The following is a 19454-nucleotide window of genomic DNA, read 5'->3' as shown; positions in this document are numbered from 1 at the left end:
GTCAGGTCGCTGCGGCAGCGGCGTGCCCGCCGTAAAAAAGAGATGCGGACGGCCCCGGATCGACGAGGAGACCGGTACCGCCCGCACCGGTGAGTTGTGCCTGCAGGCCAAGGCACCACCGCTTGTGGTGCCTTGGCGCGGCCGCCTCATCGGCGGTGCCGCGATGCCGGGGCAGAAGCGCCCGGCGGGGCCATCGATGGCCGGGTCACGCCGTTCCGGGCGTGACGGGGTGCGTCAAAGCGTGGGGGACGTCGTTGGGAGCGGTGTTTCGTACATTCGCAGAAGTCGTTGCTTGGCCAGCAGCTTCTCGCGCTTCATGCGACCCAGGGTGACATCATCGATCGGGAGTACACCCAACTCCGCGTCCATGCACTTCTTGTTCAACTTGCGGTGCTGGTCATGGAGTGCCCTGAACTCCGGATCACGCGCGCGACGGGCGTCGATCTCGCTCTGGGGCTGATCTTCAAACATGATGGACCTCCTTCGACAGATACACGAACGCCCCGGCCGCAAGGCACGGGGCGTTGTTCATGGAGGAGCGCCGGTCGATGGCCACCTGGACGCCTGCAACGACCTGCGGCACTGGCCTGCGCACGTCGATTCGCTGCGGTTCGCGCCCTGTTTGCATCGGCCCGGCCCTCCCATCGTCCGGTCCGCGGCATTGCGTCCCGGACGATTGACCCTACGCCTGCTCAAGGCGGGGTACAAGACCCCTGCGTCAAAAAGACCGAACCCCGCCGGGGCGGGGTTCAGGCTGGATGCTCATCGCAACGAAAAACAAACAATATCAATCAATTACGGGGCGATGATGACCTCGGCCGAGCGCGCCTGGGTGGAGGCCGCCTTCTTGCCGGCGAGCTGGATCCGGTTGCTGGCGACACCGGCCGCGACCAGGGCATCGCGCAGGGCCTCGGCACGCTTCTGGCCTACGCCATTTGCGTTGTCGTAGGCCTCGATGCGCAGGCGGCCCTTCTTGCCGATGTTCAGGTACTCGGCCAGTGCCTTGGCCTGGTTGCGGGCCCCGCCGGACAGGCTGGAGGCGCCGGCGGTGAACGCGTCACCACGGAAGGTGAAGACCTCGCCGCGACCATCGAACTTCGAGGCCGGCAGTTTCTGACCGGACACCAGCTCGGCTTCCTCGCGGGCCAGCTTGGCGGCGTTCTGCTGGGCGGCGCTGAGGCGCTGCTGCTGCTTGCCGGCCACGCTGGTCAGGGCGTTCTCGGCGTCCTGGCGGGCCAGGGTCTCGGCCTCGGCGGCCTGGCGCAGGCGCTCGGCCTCTTCGGCCTGCATCTGCGCCTGCATGCGCAGCTGCTCGGCTTCCTGGCGGGCGCGGGCGGCGTCGCGGCGGCTGGCCTCGATCAGCAGGTCACTGCGGGTGCGATCGAGGCGATCGACCTCACGCGCGGCCAGTGCGGTACGCACGGCGGTCTCGGCAATCTCCACCCGGCGCTCGGCCAGGTAGGTGGCCAGCTCCTGGTCGCGGCGCTTGGCCTTGTCCAAGGTGGCAATGGCCTGCTGGGCCTGCATGCGCTCGAAGGCGCCCAGCTCAGCGGTATCCGGGTTGGCCTGGATCGCCATCAGGCGCTGGCTCAGCTGCGCCACCATCGGATTGTCGGCGGCCACGGCCAGGGTCGGCAGCGCCAGCAGCGCGGCCAGGGTTGCGGCAGTCATCGGCTTCACCGGCGATCCTCCCCGGTCGACAGCTGGCGTTGCAGCTGGTTGACCTCGTTGCGGCGCAGCTGCAGCTGGGCGGTCACGGTGGCTTCCTCGCTGCGCACGCGGGCCAGGTCGGCATCGGCGGCGGCACGCAGGGCCATTGCCGGGGCGTTCTTGCGCTCGCGGCGGTCGCCGGCAGCGCGCTGGGCCTGCTCCAGCCCCTGCCGGGCCAGCCCGATCAGGTCCGGGGCGTACTGGTCGGCATCGGCCTGGGTGGCCTTGTCGACCGCCTGCCGGGCCTGGGCCAGTTCCATCGCGCCATCCTGCGCCCAGGCGGGGGCAGACAGTGCGAATGCAAACGCCATCACATACAGGCTGTGGCGCATTCGTGCGAAGCTAAGTCGTTTCATTGGGGAGGCCGTACCGGTTGTCGGTTCACGGCCATTGTCGTCAAGCCGACACCGTGCTGGCAACGGGCGTCGGCCGTTTCGTTGGGGAAAATTCGCAATGGATATCGGCTACTTCCTGAAGCTGATGACCGAAAAGAACGCTTCGGACATGTTTCTGACCACCGGGGCACCGGTCTACATCAAGATCGAGGGGAAGCTCTATCCGCTGGGCAATACCGGCCTGCCGCCGGGCATGGTCAAGAAGATCGCCTACTCGCTGATGGACGAAGGCCAGGTACCGCAGTTCGAGCGCGAGCTGGAACTCAACATGGCCATCGCCCTGCCCGATGCCGGTCGCTTCCGCGTCAATGTGTTCAAGCAGCGCGGCGAAGTCGGCATGGTCATCCGTGCCATCCGCAGCCGGATTCCGAGCATCGAAGAGCTGAACCTGCCGCAGGTGCTGAAGGACGTCATCATGACCCCGCGCGGGCTGGTGCTGGTGGTGGGGTCCACCGGCTCGGGCAAGTCCACCTCGCTGGCATCGATGATCGACCACCGCAACAGCACCACCACCGGTCACATCCTCACCATCGAGGACCCGATCGAGTACCTGCACAAGCACAAGATGTCGATCGTCAACCAGCGCGAGGTCGGGCTGGACACCCATGCCTTCCACAACGCGCTGAAGAACGCGATGCGTGAAGCGCCGGACGTGATCCTGATCGGCGAGATCCTGGATGCGGAAACGATGGAGGCCGCCATCGCTTTCGCCGAGACCGGCCACCTGTGCCTGGCCACCCTGCACTCCAACAACGCCGACCAGACCATCGAGCGCATCCTCAACTTCTTCCCGGAAAGCGCGCACAAGAACGTGCTGATGAACCTCGCGCTGAACCTGCGTGCAGTGATCAGCCAGCGCCTGGTGAAGAACAAGGAAGGCCGTCGCCTGCCGGCCACCGAGGTGCTGATCAACACGCCGATGATCCGCGACCTGCTGCGTCGTGGCCAGGTGCACGAGATCAAGGCGGCGATGGAAGGCTCACTGGAGGAAGGCATGGAGAGCTTCGACCAGTGCCTGTTCCGGTTGGCCAAGGCTGGCACCATCGAGCAGGAGGAGGCCCTGCGCGCGGCCGACTCGCGCGATGGCCTGGCGCTGAAGTTCCGCCTGTCCGAAGGCAGCAGCGGCGAACACGACCCGTACGCGGATTTCTCGGCCGGCGCGCCGAGCATCACCCACGGGTTCTGACCTGGAAAAGGGGACGGAGGGGATTAAGTCGTTTATGGCACAAACGACTTAATCCCCTCCGTCCCCTTTTTCTGAAGGGTTCAGGGGCGGTCTCATCCAATGAGACCGCCGATCCGTAGGTTTCCGCAATGGAAACCATCCGCAAGCTTGCCATCCTGGCTGACGCCGCCAAATACGATGCCTCCTGCGCCTCCAGCGGCTCGGGCAAGCGCGACTCACGCGCCAGCGGCGGCATCGGCAGCACCGAAGGCATGGGCATCTGCCACAGCTATACGCCGGATGGCCGTTGCGTTTCGTTGCTGAAGATCCTGCTGACCAACTTCTGCGTCTACGACTGCGCGTACTGCGTGAACCGCGTGTCCAGCAATGTGCCCCGCGCGCGCTTCAGCGTGGACGAGGTGGTCGCGCTGACGCTGGACTTCTACAAGCGCAACTACATCGAGGGCCTGTTCCTTTCCAGCGGCATCATCCGCAATGCGGACTACACCATGGAGCAGATGGTGGAAGTAGCGCGGCAACTGCGCGAGGAACACCGCTACGCCGGTTACATCCACCTCAAGACCATTCCCGAAGCATCGCCGGAACTGCTGGCCAGTGCCGGGCGCTACGCCGACCGGCTGTCGATCAACGTGGAGCTGCCCACCGAAGCCGGGCTGAGCGCGCTGGCACCGGAGAAGACCGTACAGTCGATCCGCGGTGCGATGGGCGAGCTGCGCTGGCGCATCGAGGAAGCCAAGGAAGCGCGCAAGGCGCCAGCGGTGGTCGCGCCGGTGTCCACCCGCAGCGCCCGTCCGCGCCCTCCGCGCTTCGCACCGGCCGGGCAGAGCACGCAGATGATCGTCGGCGCCGACGGCGCCAACGACCGGCAGATCCTCGCCAGCGCCGATGCGTTGTACGGCAACTACCGGATGCGCCGGGTGTACTACTCCGCCTTCAGCCCGATTCCGGATGCCAGCCGCCAGCTGCCGCTGCAGCCGCCGCCCCTGCAGCGCGAGCACCGCCTGTACCAGGCCGACTGGCTGCTGCGCTTCTACGGCTATGGCGTGGATGAAATCACCGATACCACCCAGGCCGGCATGCTCGATCTGGACATCGACCCGAAGATGGCCTGGGCGATCCGCCACCCAGAACGCTTCCCCGTGGATCTCAACCGCGCGCCGAAGGAAATGCTGCTGCGCGTACCCGGGCTGGGCGTGCGCAATGTGAAGCGGGTGCTGATGGCGCGCCGCCACGCTCGCCTGCGGGTTGCCGATGTGGCACGCCTGAAGGCGCCGATGAGCAAACTGCTGCCATTCGTGCTGCTGGCCGACCACCACCCGCGCAGGGCGCTGGACGATCCGGCGGCGCTGCGCGCCCAGTTGGCCCCCCCGCCCCGTCAGGGATCGCTGTTCGATGCCCCACCGCCAGCCTGACGCACAGCGCTGGTCGCTGCGGGTGGATCCGCCGTGGTCGCTGGAGGCCTGGCGCAACGGTGCGCGCGATGCCCTGTTGCGCGGCATCGCACCGGAACAGCTGGACTGGCTGGAGGGCAGCGACGCATCACTGCTGGATGCGCCGGCGGTCAGCTCCGCGCCCGTGCTGGCCGATGGCGACGTGCCGAACGTACCGCGCGACTTCCTTGAACTGGCGGCCACCTGCCTGTGTCATCGCGATATGCAGCGCATGGCCCTGTTGTACCGGCTGCTGTGGCGCATCACTCATGGCGAGCGCTCGGTGCTGTCGAATCCCGCCGATGCCGACGTGCTGCGCGCAACTGCGATCGCCCAGGCCGTTCGCCGCGATATCCACAAGATGAAGGCGTTCGTGCGCTTCCGCGAGGTGCCCGGCCAGCCCGAGGCGTTCATCGCGTGGTTCGAGCCACAGCACCACATCGTCGATCGGGTGGCGCCGTTTTTCGCGCGCCGCTTCACCGGCATGCACTGGGCCATCCTGACGCCGTCACGCAGCGTGGCATGGGATGGGCAGGCACTGGCGTTCGGGCCGGGTGCACGGCGTGAGGACGCCCCGGCAGAAGATGCGCGCGAGGCGCTGTGGCAGACCTATTACGCCAGCATCTTCAATCCGGCCCGGCTCAATACCCGGATGATGATGCAGGAGATGCCGGCCAAGTACTGGCGCCACCTGCCAGAGGCGCAGCTGCTGCCGCGCCTGGTGCGCGATGCGGGCGATCGCGTGCAGGAAATGCATGACCGGCCCGCGCAGGCACCGCAACGGAAGATACCTGCGCGGGCGCTGGCGCCAATGCCCGCCGCCGACGCCAAGGGATTGCAGACACTGCGCCAACAGGCGCTGGCCTGCCGCCAGTGCCCGCTGTGGGAAGCGGCCACGCAGGGGGTGTTCGGTGAAGGCCCGGTCGATGCCCGGATCATGGTGGTCGGCGAGCAGCCGGGCGACGTCGAGGATCTGCGCGGCCAGCCATTCGCCGGCCCGGCCGGCCAGCTGCTGGACCGTGCCCTGGCCGAGCTGGGAATCGATCGCGCCACGCTGTACCTGACCAATGCGGTGAAGCACTTCCACCATGAGCGCCGCGGCAAGATCCGGCTGCACAAGCGTCCGGAAAGCCGCCACATCCAGGCCTGCCGGCCATGGCTGATGGGCGAGATCGCGCGGGTGCGGCCGCAGGTCATCGCCTGCCTCGGCGCAACCGCGGCAGCCTCGGTATTTGGCCGTGATTTCAATCTGTCACGCGACCGTGGACGCTGGCACACGCTGGAGGACGGCACCCGCGGCTACGCCACCGTGCATCCGGCGTGGGTGCTGCGGCAGGGCGATGATGCGCGCCGCGAACAGGTCTATGCGCTGTTCCGCGATGATCTCGCGCAACTGCTGCAAGAAGGGGACGGAGGGGATTAGTCGTATATGCATTTACGACTTAATCCCCTCCGTCCCCTTTTGGGGGTTCAGGCGGCGTCGGGCTGGTTTTCCGGGCGGGCGCGGTCGAAGGCGTCCAGCGCCTGGCAGGCCGCTTCGATGCGGCGCAGGGTCGGGTACGGCGTCAGGTCCAAGCCGAAGCGGTGTGCGTTGTAGAGCTGCGGCATCAGGCAGAGGTCGGCCAGGCCCGGACGATCACCGTGGCAGAACGTGCCTGTGTCACCGCTGTTGGCCAGCAGCGTTTCCATGGCCTGGAAGCCTTCGGCCATCCAGTGCAGGGTCCACTGCGCGCGGGCGTCGGCCGGCAACTGCAGGTCGCGCTCCAGGTACTGCATCACCCGCAGGTTGTTGATCGGATGGATATCGCAGGCCACCAGCTGGGCCAGCGCCCGCACCCGCGCGCGGCCGGCGGCGTCGGCCGGCAGCAGCGGTACCTGCGGGAAGCGCTCGTCCAGGTATTCCACGATCGCCAGTGACTGGGTCAGCACTTGACCGTCATGCAGCAGCGTAGGCACCAGCTGCTGCGGATTGAGCGTGCGATAGGCGTCGAGGTGTTGTTCGCCGCCCTCGCGGACCAGGTGCACCGGCCGGGCGTCCCAGGCCAGGCCCTTCAGCTCCAGGCCGATGCGCACGCGGTAGGCGGCGCTGGATCGCCAGTAGGTGTACAGCACGATGCCGTCGTCGACCGGGCCGTCGTCACCCAGGATGTCCATCGCCGCCTCCATGCTCAGGGCTTGGCCGCCTGTTCGATCCGCTGCTCAATCGCACCGAAGATACTGTTGCCCGCGGCATCAAGCATCTCGATGCGGACCACGTCGCCGAACGACATGAACGGCGTGCTCGGCTTGCCGTCGCGCAGGGTCTCCACCACGCGCTGCTCGGCGAAGCACGATGCACCCTTGCTGGTGTCTTCGTTGGCGATGGTGCCCGAGCCGACGATGGTGCCGGCGCCCAGCGGACGGGTCTTGGCCGCATGCGCGACCAGCTGGGCGAAGTTGAACTGCATGTCCACGCCCGCTTCCGGCGCACCGAACCACTTACCGTTGATGTGGGTCAGCAGCGGCAGGTGCACCTTGCTGTCCTGCCAGGCCGCACCCAGCTCATCCGGGGTGACGAACACCGGCGACAGGGCCGAACGCGGCTTGGACTGCAGGAAGCCGAAGCCCTTGGCCAGCTCGCCCGGGATCAGGTTGCGCAGCGAGACATCGTTGACCAGGCCGACCAGCTGGATATGGCCCGCAGCCTGTTCCGGGGTGGCGGCCATCGGCACGTCGTCGGTGATCACCACGATCTCCGCTTCCAGGTCGATGCCGTAGTCCTCGCTGACCACCTTGACGGCATCGCGCGGGCCATGGAAGCCGGCGCTGGTGGCCTGGTACATCAGCGGATCGGTGTAGAAGCTTTCCGGCACTTCAGCGCCACGGGCACGACGCACGCGCTCGACATGCGGCAGGTAGGCGCTGCCATCGACGAATTCATAGGCACGCGGCATCGGCGCGGCCAGTGCCTGCGGGTCGAGGTCGAACACGCCATCGGCGTCGCCGGCGTTGAGCGATTCGTACAGGGCGTTCAGGCGCGGCGCAATGTGGCTCCAGTCTTCCAGGGCCTGCTGCAGGGTGGCGGCAATGCCGGTGGCGCGCACGCCGTGGCGCAGGTCACGCGAGACGACGATCAGGGTGCCGTCGCGGCCGCCTTCCTTCAAAGAACCAAGCTTCATGGGTGGGTGTCCGGAGTCGTGGGCAAACAAGTTTCAAGTGTAATCAAATCTGCGGCGGCGCCAAGCTGCAGCGCGGCATCGGCCCACCCTACCGTAGTGGGGGGTTCGGCAGGGCTTGCAGCCCTGCACCCGCTCAATGTAACGGCAACGACAACGTCAAAAGCGGCTCTGGCTTTCTGCTGGTTGGGCGGGGCGGTGTGGGTGGGCAGGACACGCCGTAAACCCATCCTTGGGGGCTCGATGGCGCCATCCATGGCGCCAACGGTCCTGCCCACCTACACCACCCCACCCCCGACAGGTTCCCGATGACGGATCGAACATCCACATCATTCATCGTCGAGATCCTTCAGACATCGAAATTGATCGAATGAGATCCGACAGATCGCGGAAAACCGTCGAAGGCGGGGTGGGTCCGGTTGCGGGAGTGTCCGCGGCATGGATGCCGCGGCCAAGCCCCCATGGATGGGTTTACGGCGTCTCCCGCAACCGGACCCACCCCGCCACCCCACAGGAACCCGGCTTTTGATGTTGCTCCGGCCTTGGCTCGGGCCTCTGCGGGTGCAGGGCGCAGCCCTGCAGAGAGAACCCCTTACCTGAACAGGCCTTTTTGCGTGAAGTCTCAAACATCGTTTAGACTTGCAGAGTCTGCAGCGGCCGTCCGTTTCCCTCCGGGATCGCCGGCGACCAGGGTCCGCCCTCTTCGCCCGCCCCCACTCCGACGCCGTTCGTCACGCATTCCAGCCTGCGCTTCGTGCCGGCTGCACCCAATTCTCGCAGCGCGGTTCACGGGAACGCTCCGAGTCAGCCGATCAGTTTGATCTGCCCCCGTCTGTCCGTTTGGACAGGCGTTTCTTGTACTTGGAGCAAACTCAATGTCTTTTGAATCGCTGGGCCTGGCGCCCTTCCTGCTGCGCGCGCTTGCCGAACAGGGCTACGAAAACCCGACCCCGATCCAGCAGCAGGCGATCCCGCTGGCGCTGGCCGGTCGCGACCTGTTGGCCGGTGCACAGACCGGTACCGGCAAGACCGCCGCGTTCGGCCTGCCGTTGCTGCAGCACCTGGGCACCGCTTCGCAGGAAGTGCGCAGCGGCCCGCGCAAGCCGCGCGCGCTGATCCTGGCCCCAACCCGCGAACTGGCCACCCAGGTGCACGACAGCCTGCGCGGCTACAGCAAGTACCTGCGCATCCCCAGCGCCTGCATTTACGGCGGCGTCGGCATGGGCAACCAGCTGGACATCCTGCGCCGTGGCGTGGACCTGCTGGTGGCCTGCCCGGGCCGCCTGATCGACCACCTGGAGCGTCGCAGCATCGACCTGTCCGGCATTGAACTGCTGGTGCTGGACGAAGCCGACCGCATGCTCGACATGGGCTTCCTGCCGTCGATCAAGCGCATCCTGGCCAAGCTGCCGAAGCAGAACCGCCAGACCCTGCTGTTCTCGGCTACCTTCGAGGACAACATCCGCCAGTTGGCGCTGGAGTTCATGCGCAACCCGGAACAGATCCAGGTGACGCCGAAGAACACCGTGGCCGAGACCATCACCCACCGCGTCCACCCGGTCGACGGCAGCCGCAAGCGTGACCTGCTGCTGCACCTGCTGGCGCAGGACAGCCGCGAGCAGACCCTGGTCTTCGCCCGTACCAAGCACGGCAGCGACAAGCTGGCCACGTTCCTGGAAAAGTCCGGCATCAAGACCGCGGCGATCCACGGCAACAAGAGCCAGGGCCAGCGCCTGCGTGCACTGGGTGACTTCAAGGCCGGCCGCGTGACCGTGCTGGTGGCCACTGACATCGCCGCGCGCGGCATCGACATCAACGAGCTGCCGAAGGTGATCAACTTCGATCTGCCGATGGTGGCCGAGGACTACGTGCACCGCATCGGCCGTACCGGCCGTAACGGTGCCACCGGCCAGGCGATCTCGCTGGTGGCGCAGGACGAAGTGAAGCTGCTGCGTGCGATCACTCGCCTGCTGGGCCGCGACATGGACATCCGCGACGTGCCGGGCTTCGAGCTGCAGACGCCGATCCGCTGGGGCAACAGTGCACCGGGCAAGGCCGAGCACGATACCGGCGAGCGCGCACCGCGCAAGAGCCACGCGCGCCGTCCGCACGGCGATGCGCCGCGCCATGCACATCCCGGCCCGAAGAAGGCCGGTGGTGGCCGTCGTGAGGGCGGTGGCAATGGCCAGCAGCGTGCCGGTGCGGGTCAGGGCCAGCGTCGCGGTGGTGGTGGCAATGGTGGTGGCCGTGGCCGCGGCCAGGGCGGCAACGGCGGCAATCGCGCCGGCTGATCCCGGCTGAAATGGATGGTGCTTCCCGCTGCGCGGGGGCTATCGAGGGACGGCGCTGACGCGCCGTCCCTTTTTTGTTGCTGACTACCGTGAGTAGAAGCCGGCGGTATGCTGCGCTGAGGGCGGATGGGCGTGGGGCCAGCGCAAAACACGCCGTAAACCCATCCATGGGGGCTCGGTCGGCGCATCCATGCGCCTCACAGTTTTGCGCTGGCCCCACGCCCATCCGCTTCAAGCATTGCCTGCGCCTTCTTCTCCCGCCGGGTAGCCGGGAGAAGAAAGATCGAATTCAAGTTCAAGAGCAAACGCCGATGCTTTTGCTTTTGCCCTTGCTCCCGCCTTGGGGTTCGATGCGTCCGCGCCCGCAGGAAATCGTCGAGGGGAGGCCGGACGGGCTGCGCAGGACCGTTGGCGCCATGGATGGCGCCATCGAGCTTACATGGACGTATTTACAGCGTGTCCTGCGCAGCCCGTCCGGCCTCCCCACCCCTATACCAACTGAAGCGCGTGCAGCCTCAACCCCGCGCTTTCGCCGGATTCACCAGATTCCCGAAGAAGATCGCGTTGATCAGCAGCCGGTCCGTCCCGTGCCAGTACTTGCGGTGCGCGGGGTCATCGGCAAACAGCACAACGTTGCCCTGCCCCTGCGCCGACACCAGCAGCCATGCACTGCCCGCCACCCGCGTACGGTTGCGCTCGGACAGGTAACCATTCACCCGCGGCGGCGTATCAATACGCACCACCGTCGAGAACGGATTCGTGCTCGGCTGCAGCGTCACCGTGTTCTCCTTGTTGATCGCCAACTGCCGGCGCGGCACGCCGAACGCCAGCGGATGGCTGGTATCAACATCGGCACTGAGGATGTTGCCGCTCACCCGCTCGATCGCGGTGATGTCGCGCTGGTCGCCGAACGCGCGGCGGCTTTCGTCAGCAGCGTCTTCTTCCTTGCCGAGCTTCTCGCCGTCGGCCAGCTTCTGCTCGATCGCCCACTTCGAGGCACTGCCATAGGTCACCAGTGAACCACCGGCCTGCACCCAGCGCTTCAGTGCAGCCACCGCCGTGGCATCGACACCGGTGTAGATACCACCAGACAACACGATCGTGGTGTAGCGGTCCAGCGGCACCTTGCCCAGCTGCTGCGGGTCCAGTTTGCTGGCCGGCAGCTGCAGCTGCTGGTCGAGCAGGAACCACGCCGATCCGATTTCGGTGGCGGCCACGCCCTCGCCCATCACCAGTGCCACCGCAGGCTTGCGCAGCGCCTTGACGCCATCACTGCCGAGGTCGATGCCTCCGCGGCTGCGGCCGCTGGACAACGCATGTACCCGTACGCCGGCATCGCGTGCAGCAGCACTCACCGCATCCAGCAGCGCCGCGCCGTGCAGCGGTTGCCCGGCCACCGGAACAACGATGCTGCCAGCGGCGAAATCGGCCTCGCCCTGTGCAGTCGAAGCGGTAAATGGCTGGAACGTTGCGCGTGTGCTCAAACCTCTGGCCTGCAGCACCGCCAGCGCACGCCCGGCGTTGTAGTCGCGCCAGTCGATGACATAGGCGAAGCCGGCTTGGCCACCCAGCACTGCGCCCTGCTCCGCTGGCGGCGCGGCCACGCGGGCGCCGCCTTCGATGCGGCTGCGGCTGCCGGCGAACGCCACGCCATACGCCGGTGCAATCGCATAGCTGGTGCTGCCGTAGAACACATCACCCTTGATCGGCGGCGTCTCGGCAAAAATCGAATGGACCAGGCGGAACTGCGCCTGCTGCACCGGCACCACGTAGGCGCTGCCGGCATCGAAGCGCTGCCCATCGACAGTGACTGCACGATCCAGCGCGCGCACCTCGATGCGATGCAACAGCAACAGTTCCAGCAGGCGACGGGTCAGTGCCGGATCGTGCGCGTCGCCGAACACGAAGCTCTTCACCGGCTGCTGCGCAGCCTGCTTCAACGCGCTCTGGAAGAACTGCTTCTGCAGGTCGAACAGGCCGTTGCGTTCGGTCACCGCGCCGCGCACCGTGCCCAGACCGGTGGCGACCTGGTTGCGGATGGTGAACGGGAAGGTCAGCAGGCCATTCACCGATTCCTGCACGCGACCGCGCGAGCTGGCCTGCTCGACGGTAACGCCGACGGCGCCATGGAAGTCGGGGTAGGTGGAGCCATAGACCGGCGAGAAGTTGTCGAAGTTCTCGCCGGTGTAGTACAGCGACCCCAGCGCATCCAGCGCCTGCGCGTGGTACTTGGCCAGGGTCTTGTTGAATTCATACGACGCCGCCGGAATCAGCGGGCTGTGCATGCTCTTCGGCGAGGGCTCGAAGTAGTAGGTACTGTCCTTGCCCATTTCGTGGAAGTCGATCTGCACGTTCGGGTACCACTGGTGGAACACTTCCACTTTCGGCCGCGAGTCCTGCTGGGTCAGGGCCAGCCAGTCGCGGTTGAGATCGGTGAAGTAGTGATTGGTGCGGCCCTGCGGGAACGGCTCGACGTGCTCCTTGTCGGCCGGGTCGGCCGAGGCCGGGTCGGAGGCCCAGGCGTTGTGCCAGTTGGCGGCACGATCACGTCCGTCCGGGTTCTGCGCCGGGTCGAACAGCACCACCGCCTGCTGCAGCCACTGCTGGGTTTCGGCGCTGCGGTTGGCCACCAGGTAGTAAGCGGTCAGCATCGCCGCCTCGGCGCTGGAGGTCTCGTTGCCGTGCACGCTGTAGCCCAGCCACACCACCACCGGGCTGTCGCCGGCGGCGCTGCGCGGCTGCGCCGGATCGGCCAGGGTCGCGTGCTGCTGGCGGATCTGCTCCAGCCGCGCATGATTGCCTGCAGCAGTGACGGTGGCGATCAGCAGCGGACGGCCCTCGTAACTGCGGCCGATCTCGCGCACGCTGATCTTGTCCGAGCGTTTCGCCAGTTCCTGGAAGTACGCCACCAGCTGGTCGTGCCGGGTGTAACGGCTGCCGATCGGGTAGCCAAGGAACTGCTCCGGCGTGGGCACCGCTGCATCGAACGCCGCTGCGTCGGTGACCTGCGGGAAGAAGTACGCGCTCTGTGCCTGCACCGGCTGCGGCGAGGACAGTGCGGTGGCGGCGGCAAGCAGCAACGGAAGAACGGCACGGCGATGCAAGGACACGGTGACTCCCCTGGAACACAACGGCAGACAGTCGCGCGGCCGGTCCCTTCAGGTGACCGGCCGCGGCGGATGGATCAGAAGCGGTAATCGAAGCCCAGCGTGAAGTAGCGGCCACGCAGGTCGTACTGGCTGAAGTCGTACGGCGCGCGGATGCCCGGGAACGAGGCGTCGTACGGCGGCGTCTTGTCGGCCAGGTTCTGCACTTTTGCGTACACGGTCAGCTTGTCGATGCCGGTGTAGGCCAGGTAGAGGTCGTACTGGCTGTAGCTGCCGACGCGCTGCTGCACGGCCTTGGCCGCGGTGCTGGCTTCCTGGCGGTAGCCGCTGGTGTAGTACCAGGTCACGGCGGCGTTGAAGTCGCCGTACTTCCAGTCCAGCGTGGTGGTGGCCTTGTCCTTGGGCAGGGTCGCGCCGAGGTTGCTGCCGGCGTAGTCCACCAGCGGGCCGCCGACCACGGTCGGGCGACGGTAGTCGCGCACGTGGGTGTAGGCCGAGGACACGGTGAAGTCACCCAGCGCAGCGGTCGGGATACGCTGGCGCAGCTCGACATCGATGCCCGAAGTCTTCAGCTCGCTCAGGTTCTGATAGCGGTTGTAGACCGCCTGCAGCTTGCCGCGTTCATCGCGCTGCACCGCGCCAGCCACGTTGTCGTTGACCAGGGTCTGGGTGTTGTTGGTGCCGACCAGGTTGTCCAGCTGGATGCGGTAGTAGTCCACGCTCAGGTTGGTGTTGGCCCACGGCGACAGCACCACGCCGAAGTTCACGCTCTTGGTGCGCTCGGGCTTCAGCTCGTTGTTGCCAACGGTGAAGAAGGTCGGGTTCTGCCGCGAGCCCGGCACGTCCGGATCACGCGGATCGACCACGCTGCCGTAGGCGATGCTGGTGCTGTTGGAGTTCTCCGACAGCGACGGCGCACGGAAGCCCTTCGAGGCCGATGCACGTACCAGCAGGAAGTCGAGCGGCTGCCAGCGCAGGCCGATCTTCGGCGAGAAGGCATCGCCGAAATCATCGTAATGGTCGGCACGCGCGGCGGCGGACAGCTCCAGCGTCGACGCCAGCGGCACGTTCACTTCGGCATAGGCCGCACTGACCTGGCGCTTGCCGTGCACTTCGGCGATGGCCGGGCGCACCTGCAGGCCGGCGTCGATCTGCCACGGGTTGTTGGAATCGAGCTTCTCGCGGCGCCACTCGGCACCGGCGGCGAAGCCGATCTCGCCGGCCCAGGTGTGGCCCAGGCTGCCGGAAATCTTCGCATCGATGCCCTGCAGCTTGGATTCGGCCGGACGCAGCGTGGCGATGTTGATCGAGTCGCGCACCGACTGCGGCGTGGCCGCCGGGTTGAGCAGGTTGTAGCTGCCCGTGGCCAGCGCATCGGCCAGCGCCCAGCGGTTGGCGAAGCCGCCGGACACGCTCTCGCGTTCGCTGCTGCGCGCACCGAATGCAGCCACTTCCCAGTCCCAGTTGGCGGTGGTGCCGCGCAGGCCGAACACGCCGCGATAGGCCGTGGAGCGGTTGGTCTTTATCGTGCCGCCAAGGTCGAAGAACGTGTACTCGATCGGGATCGCACGGCCGTACGGGTTGTACGGATTGCTGGCCGGCAGCAGCGACGACACCGGCTCGGCCAGGCCGCTGTTGGCGTTCAGTGCGAAGCGGCCGCTCTCCAGGGTGAAGAACGGGCTGCTGCCGAACCATGCGGCGCTCTTGATCTGGCTGTACAGCACTTCGCCGAACGCTTCGACGTTGTCGTTCAGGCGGAAGGTGCCGTTGGCATAGGCCTGGTAACGCTTGGTCGAGGGGATCAGCGTGGTGAACGGCGCTTGGTTGAAGCCGCAGGTGTCACCGGACAGGCCATCAATCGGCGCGCTGGCAACGCGGGTGGTGCCAGCCGGGCAGTTACCGCTGGCATCGAGCATCGGTACCGACACGCCGTTGACCAGGTAGCGCGCGCCCTTGGCCGACCAGCCGTTCCAGCGGCCACCCGGCTTGTCGGTGTAGATGCCGCTCCTGGTCAGGTTGCGCTCGTCCTGGTCCAGGCGCTCGCGGTTGTACCCCTGCAGGCTGAAGAGGATGTTGTAGCCATCGGTGTCGAGATCACCCAGGCCGCCGACGAACTTCAGGTTCTGCTCGTGCAGGCCGCCCTGGTCGGCACCGCCGAAGCTGCCACCGATCTCGGCGCCTTCGAAGTTCTGCCGGGTGATGATGTTGACCACGCCGGCCACGGCATCGGAGCCGTACACCGCCGAGGCGCCGTCCTTGAGCACTTCGATGCGCTCGACCGCAACCAGCGGCAGCGCGTTGAGATCGACAAAGGTGTCGGACAGGCCGCCGGCCGGGAACCCGTAGTTGGCCAGGCGGCGGCCGTTGAGCAGAACCAGCGTGTTCTTCTGCGAAAGACCGCGCAGGCCGATGCCGGCCGAACCGGAGGCCCAACCGTTGTTGGTGGTTTCGTTGCTGGCGTTGCCGGTGTTGGCCGAGATCGAACGCAGCACATCGGCCACGGTGGCCTTGCCGGTCTGTTCCAGCTGCTGGCGGCCGATCACCTGCACCGGGTTGGAGGCTTCGGTATCGGTACGCTTGATGTTGGAACCGGTGACGCGCACGGCGGCCAGGGTGCTGGCTTCGCCACTGGCGTCGGCGGAGGTTTCGGCGGCGGCGGACAAAGGCGCGGCCAGAGCGACGGCCAGGGCCGCCACGAGCAGGGTGTGCTTGGGCATGACGATGTGGGGGAGGTGGAAAGGGCGACGAAGTTCCGCAGTAGTCCATGCCTGGCCGGGGTCCGGCCAATAACATCTCTTCATACGGATATAAGAGAAACTATCATCTCTTCATCCGGATGGAAAGAGTTACTTCACGAAAGCCCAACATCCGCTCAGGCTGCCGAACCGCCCACGGCGTACAATCGCGCCATGGAAATCTTCAAAGTCTTCATGCTCGAGGCGGCGCACCGCCTCCCCAACGTGCCGCCGGGGCACAAGTGCGCGCGCCTGCACGGCCACTCGTTCCGGGTGGAACTGAAGGTCGAGGGCGAGCCAGGTGCGCAGACCGGCTGGATCATGGACTTCAGCGACGTGAAGGCGGCCTTCCAGCCGATCTACGACCGCCTGGACCATCACTACCTCAATGACATCCCTGGCCTGGAGAATCCGACCAGCGAGAACCTGGCGGTGTGGATCTGGAACGAACTCAAGCCCAGCCTGCCGGCGCTGAGCGAGATCACCGTGCACGAAACCTGCACGTCGGGCTGCCGCTACCGGGGCCCTGCGATCTGATCAAATTATTGATCTAAAAGGTTTTTCAAAGGCGCCTTGGGCGCCTTTGTTATTTTTGTTGCAATGCCGCATCAAGGGCGTATGCTGCAATGCATCAAGCCACTTCCTGATGCCCCATGGCCGCCGCCTTCAGCGATCGCTTCAGTGATGCCACCCGCCAGCTCGCCGCCGCTGCAACGCGCGCGAACCGGTTGGCGTTGGAGAACGCGGAAAGCATGTTCGGCGTGCAGCTGAAGGCGATGGAGCGCAACCTGACCGCCACCAGCGGCTGGCTAGGCGAACTGGCCCGCAGTGAAGACGCGGCCGGTACGCTCTCCAAGGGCGCGCAACTGTGGCAGGACAACCTGCAGCGGCTGGGTCAGGCCCAGCAGGACATGGTCGGGCTCGGCCTGCAGGCCAGCAAGGCATGGTCCGAACTGGCACAGGGCTACAACGAATCAACGGCGGACGCGAACAACCACTGACGCGACGCAACGCTCATTGCGTGGGTCCCTCCCCCCACGCAATCCGGACCCGGCAGATCCCTCCCTCTGCCGGGTCTTTTTTTGCCTGACGTCTGGATTGCAGGGCACTTCTTCGTCTCACTTCTCTGCGAGCTGATGGGCCCCGTCGGGGCAGGCAGGGGCCTGGGCAAATGTCCCCCGGCGCCGGCCGTTGGCCGTCACCTCCTCCTTTACTTTGCCCAAACCCCTACCCACCCCGACGAGGCTCGGCTTGCGGTGGGTAAGGCTGCGAGCAATCTGCCTTCAATGAGGCGCCGATAGATTTCGAGCGCAGGGCGGATGCCCTTGCGTACGAAGTAAAGGGGGAGGCGACGGCCAACGGCCGGCGCCGGAGGACATTCGTACGCAAGGGCATCCGCCCTGCGCCACGCAGAATGAATCCGCCACACGCCAAGCTGAAACGGCTCAACGCCCGCGACCACCGTGCCAGTGCTGGTGCCACGCCTGGAACATCAGCACGTTCCACAGGTGCGTGTGCCACTTGCGCTCACCGCGCAGGAACGCTTCCCAGATGCCGCGCACGCGCGCCGCATCGAAGCAGCCCTGGTTGCGCAGCAGCTGCGGATCCAGCAGCGCCTCCGCCCAATCGCGCAGCGGGCCTGCCAACCAACGTGCCATCGGCGGACCGAAACCGCGCTTGGGGCGGTACACCAGGGGCTCGGGCAGGTAGCGTGCCAGCAGGTGCTTGAGAATCCGCTTGTGCTCGCCGTCGTGGTACTTCAGATGCTGCGGCAGGCGCCAGGCCAACCGCACCACCTCCATGTCCAGCAGCGGCGCACGGGTTTCCACGCCCGCCGCCATGCCCGCGCGATCAACCTTGGCGAGGATGCCTTCGGCCAGGTCCATGCGGAAATCCAGCAGCTGGATGCGGGCTTCCGCCGGAAGCGCGGTGTCCTGCTGCTGGAAGATCGTCATCGGCTCTCGCGCGCCCAGCACCACCTGCGCCGGCTGGCGCCAGCGGGTGACGCGCTGCAGGTAATGCCCTTCCACATCGTTGGCAGCGACCTCGGCCACCAGCGCACGCCAACCGCCGAGGCGGCCACGCTCCACGTTCATGCGGTTGCCGCTGCGCCGTGCCAGGTCGCGCACCCAGTCCGGCAGGCCACCGCACAGGCGTGCATTGCGCAGCGCGCGGCCGTAGCTGGGGTGGCCGAAGAACAGTTCGTCGCCGCCGTCACCGGTCAGCGCCACCGGCTTGCGCGCGCCCAGCAGTTCACTGGCCAGCAGGGTCGGCAGCTGCGAGGCATCGGCGAACGGCTCGCACCAGACCTGCGGCAGGCGCTGCAGCAGGTCCAGGCCCTGCCGCGCATCCATCCGGTGCAGATGATGCTGCACGCCCAGATGGCGCGCGACCTGCGAGGCCCAATCGCTTTCGTCATGGCCGGGATCGTCGAAACCGACCGTCCACGCCTCGATCGGCAAGGTCGATTGGGCCTGCATCATCGCGGTCACCAGCGACGAGTCGGTGCCGCCGGACAGGAACGCGCCACACGCCAATGGCGAATGCATGCGTGCGGCAATGGCCTTCTGCAATACGGCTTCCAGCTGGTCGGTGGCCTGTTCCAGGCTCGGCGTCGGCTGCAGGGGCTCCTGCAGCGCACGCTGCATCGCATCGCGTGCACACCAGTAGCGCGTCCCCCCTTCCGTCGCCTGGCTGGAACCGCCGGCAGCGTGGTCATCCAGATCGACGCGCAGCACCGCGCCGGCCACCAGCTTGTGGATGCCCCGGTAGATGGTGTGCGGCGCCGGCACATAGTCGTGGCGCAGCAGCAGGCTCAGCGCATCCTGGTCGATGCTCGGCGCGAAGCCGGCGAAGGCCTGCAGCGCCTTCATTTCCGAGGCGAACAGGAACTGGCCCTGGAACCAGCCGTAGTACAGCGGCCGCTCACCGACCGGATCACGCGCCAACCACAACGCACGCGACTCACGGTCCCATACGCTGAAACCGAAGGCGCCTTCGATACGCGACAGCGCGCGCTCCACGCCCCATTCAACGATCGCCTGCAGCAGCAGCCGGGCATCGCTGCAACTGCGCGGCAGATCGCGCAGCTGCGCCTGCAGGTCGCCACGGTTGTACAGCCGGCCGTCCAGGCACAGCACGTAACGGCCGCAGTCCGAGCTCAGCGGCTGCAACGGCGTATCGGTGGGTGCCCGGCAGTGGCCCAGCGCGAGGCCGGCCTCGGCGTCGGTCCAGTAGCCGATGCGGCCGCGGCCGCGCTGCTGCAGCGCGCGCAGCATCGGCGCCAGCTGCTGCAGCAGCTGTTCGTCCTCGGCGGGTTGCAGCCAGGCGCCGACCACGCCGCTCATCGGGCACCTCCGCAGCGGAAGCGGCGGGACGGGTTCAGCAGGCGGGGGGCGGCGGGCGACATGGGAACGGCACGCGGAGCGGAGGAGACTCCATGCTC

The 19454-nt window shown here is 66.8% G+C and carries 14 protein-coding genes; 6 read left to right on the top strand and 8 right to left on the bottom strand.

Annotated elements, in window-relative coordinates:
- Positions 1 to 234 precede the first annotated feature (234 nt).
- From ACW5IY_RS02480 to ACW5IY_RS02470, 3 genes are all read right to left on the bottom strand, one after another.
- The gene (locus ACW5IY_RS02480; protein WP_005407964.1) at positions 235 to 471 is read right to left on the bottom strand and encodes a YdcH family protein; all 237 of its coding nucleotides are present in this window, start codon (positions 469 to 471) and stop codon (positions 235 to 237) included.
- 324 nt (positions 472 to 795) lie between these two features.
- A complete protein-coding gene (locus ACW5IY_RS02475; RefSeq protein ID WP_100049985.1) occupies positions 796 to 1680 on the bottom strand; it encodes an OmpA family protein in 885 nt (294 codons plus the stop codon).
- Entirely contained in the window at positions 1677 to 2042 is a 366-nt protein-coding gene (locus ACW5IY_RS02470; protein WP_005407961.1) for a DUF4398 domain-containing protein, read from the bottom strand. Before ACW5IY_RS02470 ends, ACW5IY_RS02475 begins: the two co-directional genes overlap by 4 nt.
- 121 nt (positions 2043 to 2163) lie before the next feature.
- Between ACW5IY_RS02470 and ACW5IY_RS02465 the strand changes: the two genes are divergently transcribed.
- From ACW5IY_RS02465 to ACW5IY_RS02455, 3 genes are all read left to right on the top strand, one after another.
- Complete coding sequence (locus tag ACW5IY_RS02465; RefSeq protein WP_043398800.1) at positions 2164 to 3291, top strand: PilT/PilU family type 4a pilus ATPase; 1128 nt, start codon at positions 2164 to 2166, stop codon at positions 3289 to 3291.
- 128 nt (positions 3292 to 3419) lie between these two features.
- Complete coding sequence (locus ACW5IY_RS02460) at positions 3420 to 4703, top strand: putative DNA modification/repair radical SAM protein (protein ID WP_049434947.1); 1284 nt, start codon at positions 3420 to 3422, stop codon at positions 4701 to 4703.
- The gene (locus ACW5IY_RS02455; RefSeq protein WP_049434946.1) at positions 4684 to 6144 is read left to right on the top strand and encodes a UdgX family uracil-DNA binding protein; all 1461 of its coding nucleotides are present in this window, start codon (positions 4684 to 4686) and stop codon (positions 6142 to 6144) included. The genes ACW5IY_RS02460 and ACW5IY_RS02455 overlap by 20 nt, the downstream gene beginning before the upstream one ends.
- A gap of 47 nt (positions 6145 to 6191) precedes the next feature.
- On the opposite strand, the gene maiA is transcribed toward ACW5IY_RS02455, so the two are convergent.
- Positions 6192 to 6875, bottom strand: coding sequence for a maleylacetoacetate isomerase (gene maiA, locus ACW5IY_RS02450; protein ID WP_049434973.1), 684 nt, complete (start codon positions 6873 to 6875; stop codon positions 6192 to 6194).
- Between the two features lie 14 nt (positions 6876 to 6889).
- Entirely contained in the window at positions 6890 to 7879 is a 990-nt protein-coding gene (locus tag ACW5IY_RS02445) for a fumarylacetoacetate hydrolase family protein (RefSeq protein ID WP_049434945.1), read from the bottom strand.
- 872 nt (positions 7880 to 8751) lie between these two features.
- On the opposite strand from ACW5IY_RS02445, the gene ACW5IY_RS02440 reads away from it, so the two are divergent.
- Positions 8752 to 10167, top strand: coding sequence for a DEAD/DEAH box helicase (locus tag ACW5IY_RS02440; RefSeq protein ID WP_049433705.1), 1416 nt, complete (start codon positions 8752 to 8754; stop codon positions 10165 to 10167).
- A gap of 515 nt (positions 10168 to 10682) precedes the next feature.
- Here the strand turns inward: ACW5IY_RS02440 and ACW5IY_RS02435 are convergent.
- Entirely contained in the window at positions 10683 to 13277 is a 2595-nt protein-coding gene (locus ACW5IY_RS02435) for a M14 family zinc carboxypeptidase (RefSeq protein WP_049435137.1), read from the bottom strand.
- A 74-nt stretch (positions 13278 to 13351) separates the two neighbouring features.
- Positions 13352 to 15991 carry a TonB-dependent receptor gene (locus tag ACW5IY_RS02430; protein WP_049435138.1) on the bottom strand — a complete coding sequence of 880 codons (2640 nt, stop codon included), beginning with the start codon at positions 15989 to 15991 and terminating at the stop codon, positions 13352 to 13354.
- Positions 15992 to 16183: 192 nt separating this feature from the next.
- Here ACW5IY_RS02430 and queD point away from each other — a divergent pair, with 192 nt between their 5' ends.
- Together queD and ACW5IY_RS02420 are read left to right on the top strand one after the other, a co-directional pair.
- Entirely contained in the window at positions 16184 to 16546 is a 363-nt protein-coding gene (gene queD, locus ACW5IY_RS02425; protein ID WP_049435139.1) for a 6-carboxytetrahydropterin synthase QueD, read from the top strand.
- A 116-nt stretch (positions 16547 to 16662) separates the two neighbouring features.
- The gene (locus tag ACW5IY_RS02420; RefSeq protein ID WP_049435140.1) at positions 16663 to 17010 is read left to right on the top strand and encodes a phasin family protein; all 348 of its coding nucleotides are present in this window, start codon (positions 16663 to 16665) and stop codon (positions 17008 to 17010) included.
- 444 nt (positions 17011 to 17454) lie between these two features.
- Here the strand turns inward: ACW5IY_RS02420 and asnB are convergent, their stop codons facing one another.
- Positions 17455 to 19356: an asparagine synthase (glutamine-hydrolyzing) gene (gene asnB / locus ACW5IY_RS02415; protein ID WP_049435141.1), complete on the bottom strand. Its 1902-nt coding sequence runs from the start codon at positions 19354 to 19356 to the stop codon at positions 17455 to 17457.
- Positions 19357 to 19454: the final 98 nt, after the last annotated feature.

It is taken from the genome of Stenotrophomonas sp. C-A (genome assembly GCF_054030835.1).
The sequence above is the reverse complement of the archived record's forward strand: the minus strand, read 5'-3'. Positions and strand labels throughout refer to the sequence as shown.

Bases quoted from the DNA above. Each gene is read 5' to 3' on its own strand.
- ACW5IY_RS02480 (WP_005407964.1), bottom strand. From the start codon at position 471: ATGTTTGAAGATCAGCCCCAGAGCGAGATCGACGCCCGTCGCGCGCGT.
- ACW5IY_RS02470 (WP_005407961.1), bottom strand. From the start codon at position 2,042: ATGCGCCACAGCCTGTATGTGATGGCGTTTGCATTCGCACTGTCTGCC.
- ACW5IY_RS02465 (WP_043398800.1), top strand. From the start codon at position 2,164: ATGGATATCGGCTACTTCCTGAAGCTGATGACCGAAAAGAACGCTTCG.
- ACW5IY_RS02460 (WP_049434947.1), top strand. From the start codon at position 3,420: ATGGAAACCATCCGCAAGCTTGCCATCCTGGCTGACGCCGCCAAATAC.
- ACW5IY_RS02455 (WP_049434946.1), top strand. From the start codon at position 4,684: ATGCCCCACCGCCAGCCTGACGCACAGCGCTGGTCGCTGCGGGTGGAT.
- maiA (WP_049434973.1), bottom strand. From the start codon at position 6,875: ATGGACATCCTGGGTGACGACGGCCCGGTCGACGACGGCATCGTGCTG.
- ACW5IY_RS02445 (WP_049434945.1), bottom strand. From the start codon at position 7,879: ATGAAGCTTGGTTCTTTGAAGGAAGGCGGCCGCGACGGCACCCTGATC.
- ACW5IY_RS02440 (WP_049433705.1), top strand. From the start codon at position 8,752: ATGTCTTTTGAATCGCTGGGCCTGGCGCCCTTCCTGCTGCGCGCGCTT.
- ACW5IY_RS02430 (WP_049435138.1), bottom strand. From the start codon at position 15,991: ATGCCCAAGCACACCCTGCTCGTGGCGGCCCTGGCCGTCGCTCTGGCC.
- queD (WP_049435139.1), top strand. From the start codon at position 16,184: ATGGAAATCTTCAAAGTCTTCATGCTCGAGGCGGCGCACCGCCTCCCC.
- ACW5IY_RS02420 (WP_049435140.1), top strand. From the start codon at position 16,663: ATGGCCGCCGCCTTCAGCGATCGCTTCAGTGATGCCACCCGCCAGCTC.
- asnB (WP_049435141.1), bottom strand. From the start codon at position 19,356: ATGAGCGGCGTGGTCGGCGCCTGGCTGCAACCCGCCGAGGACGAACAG.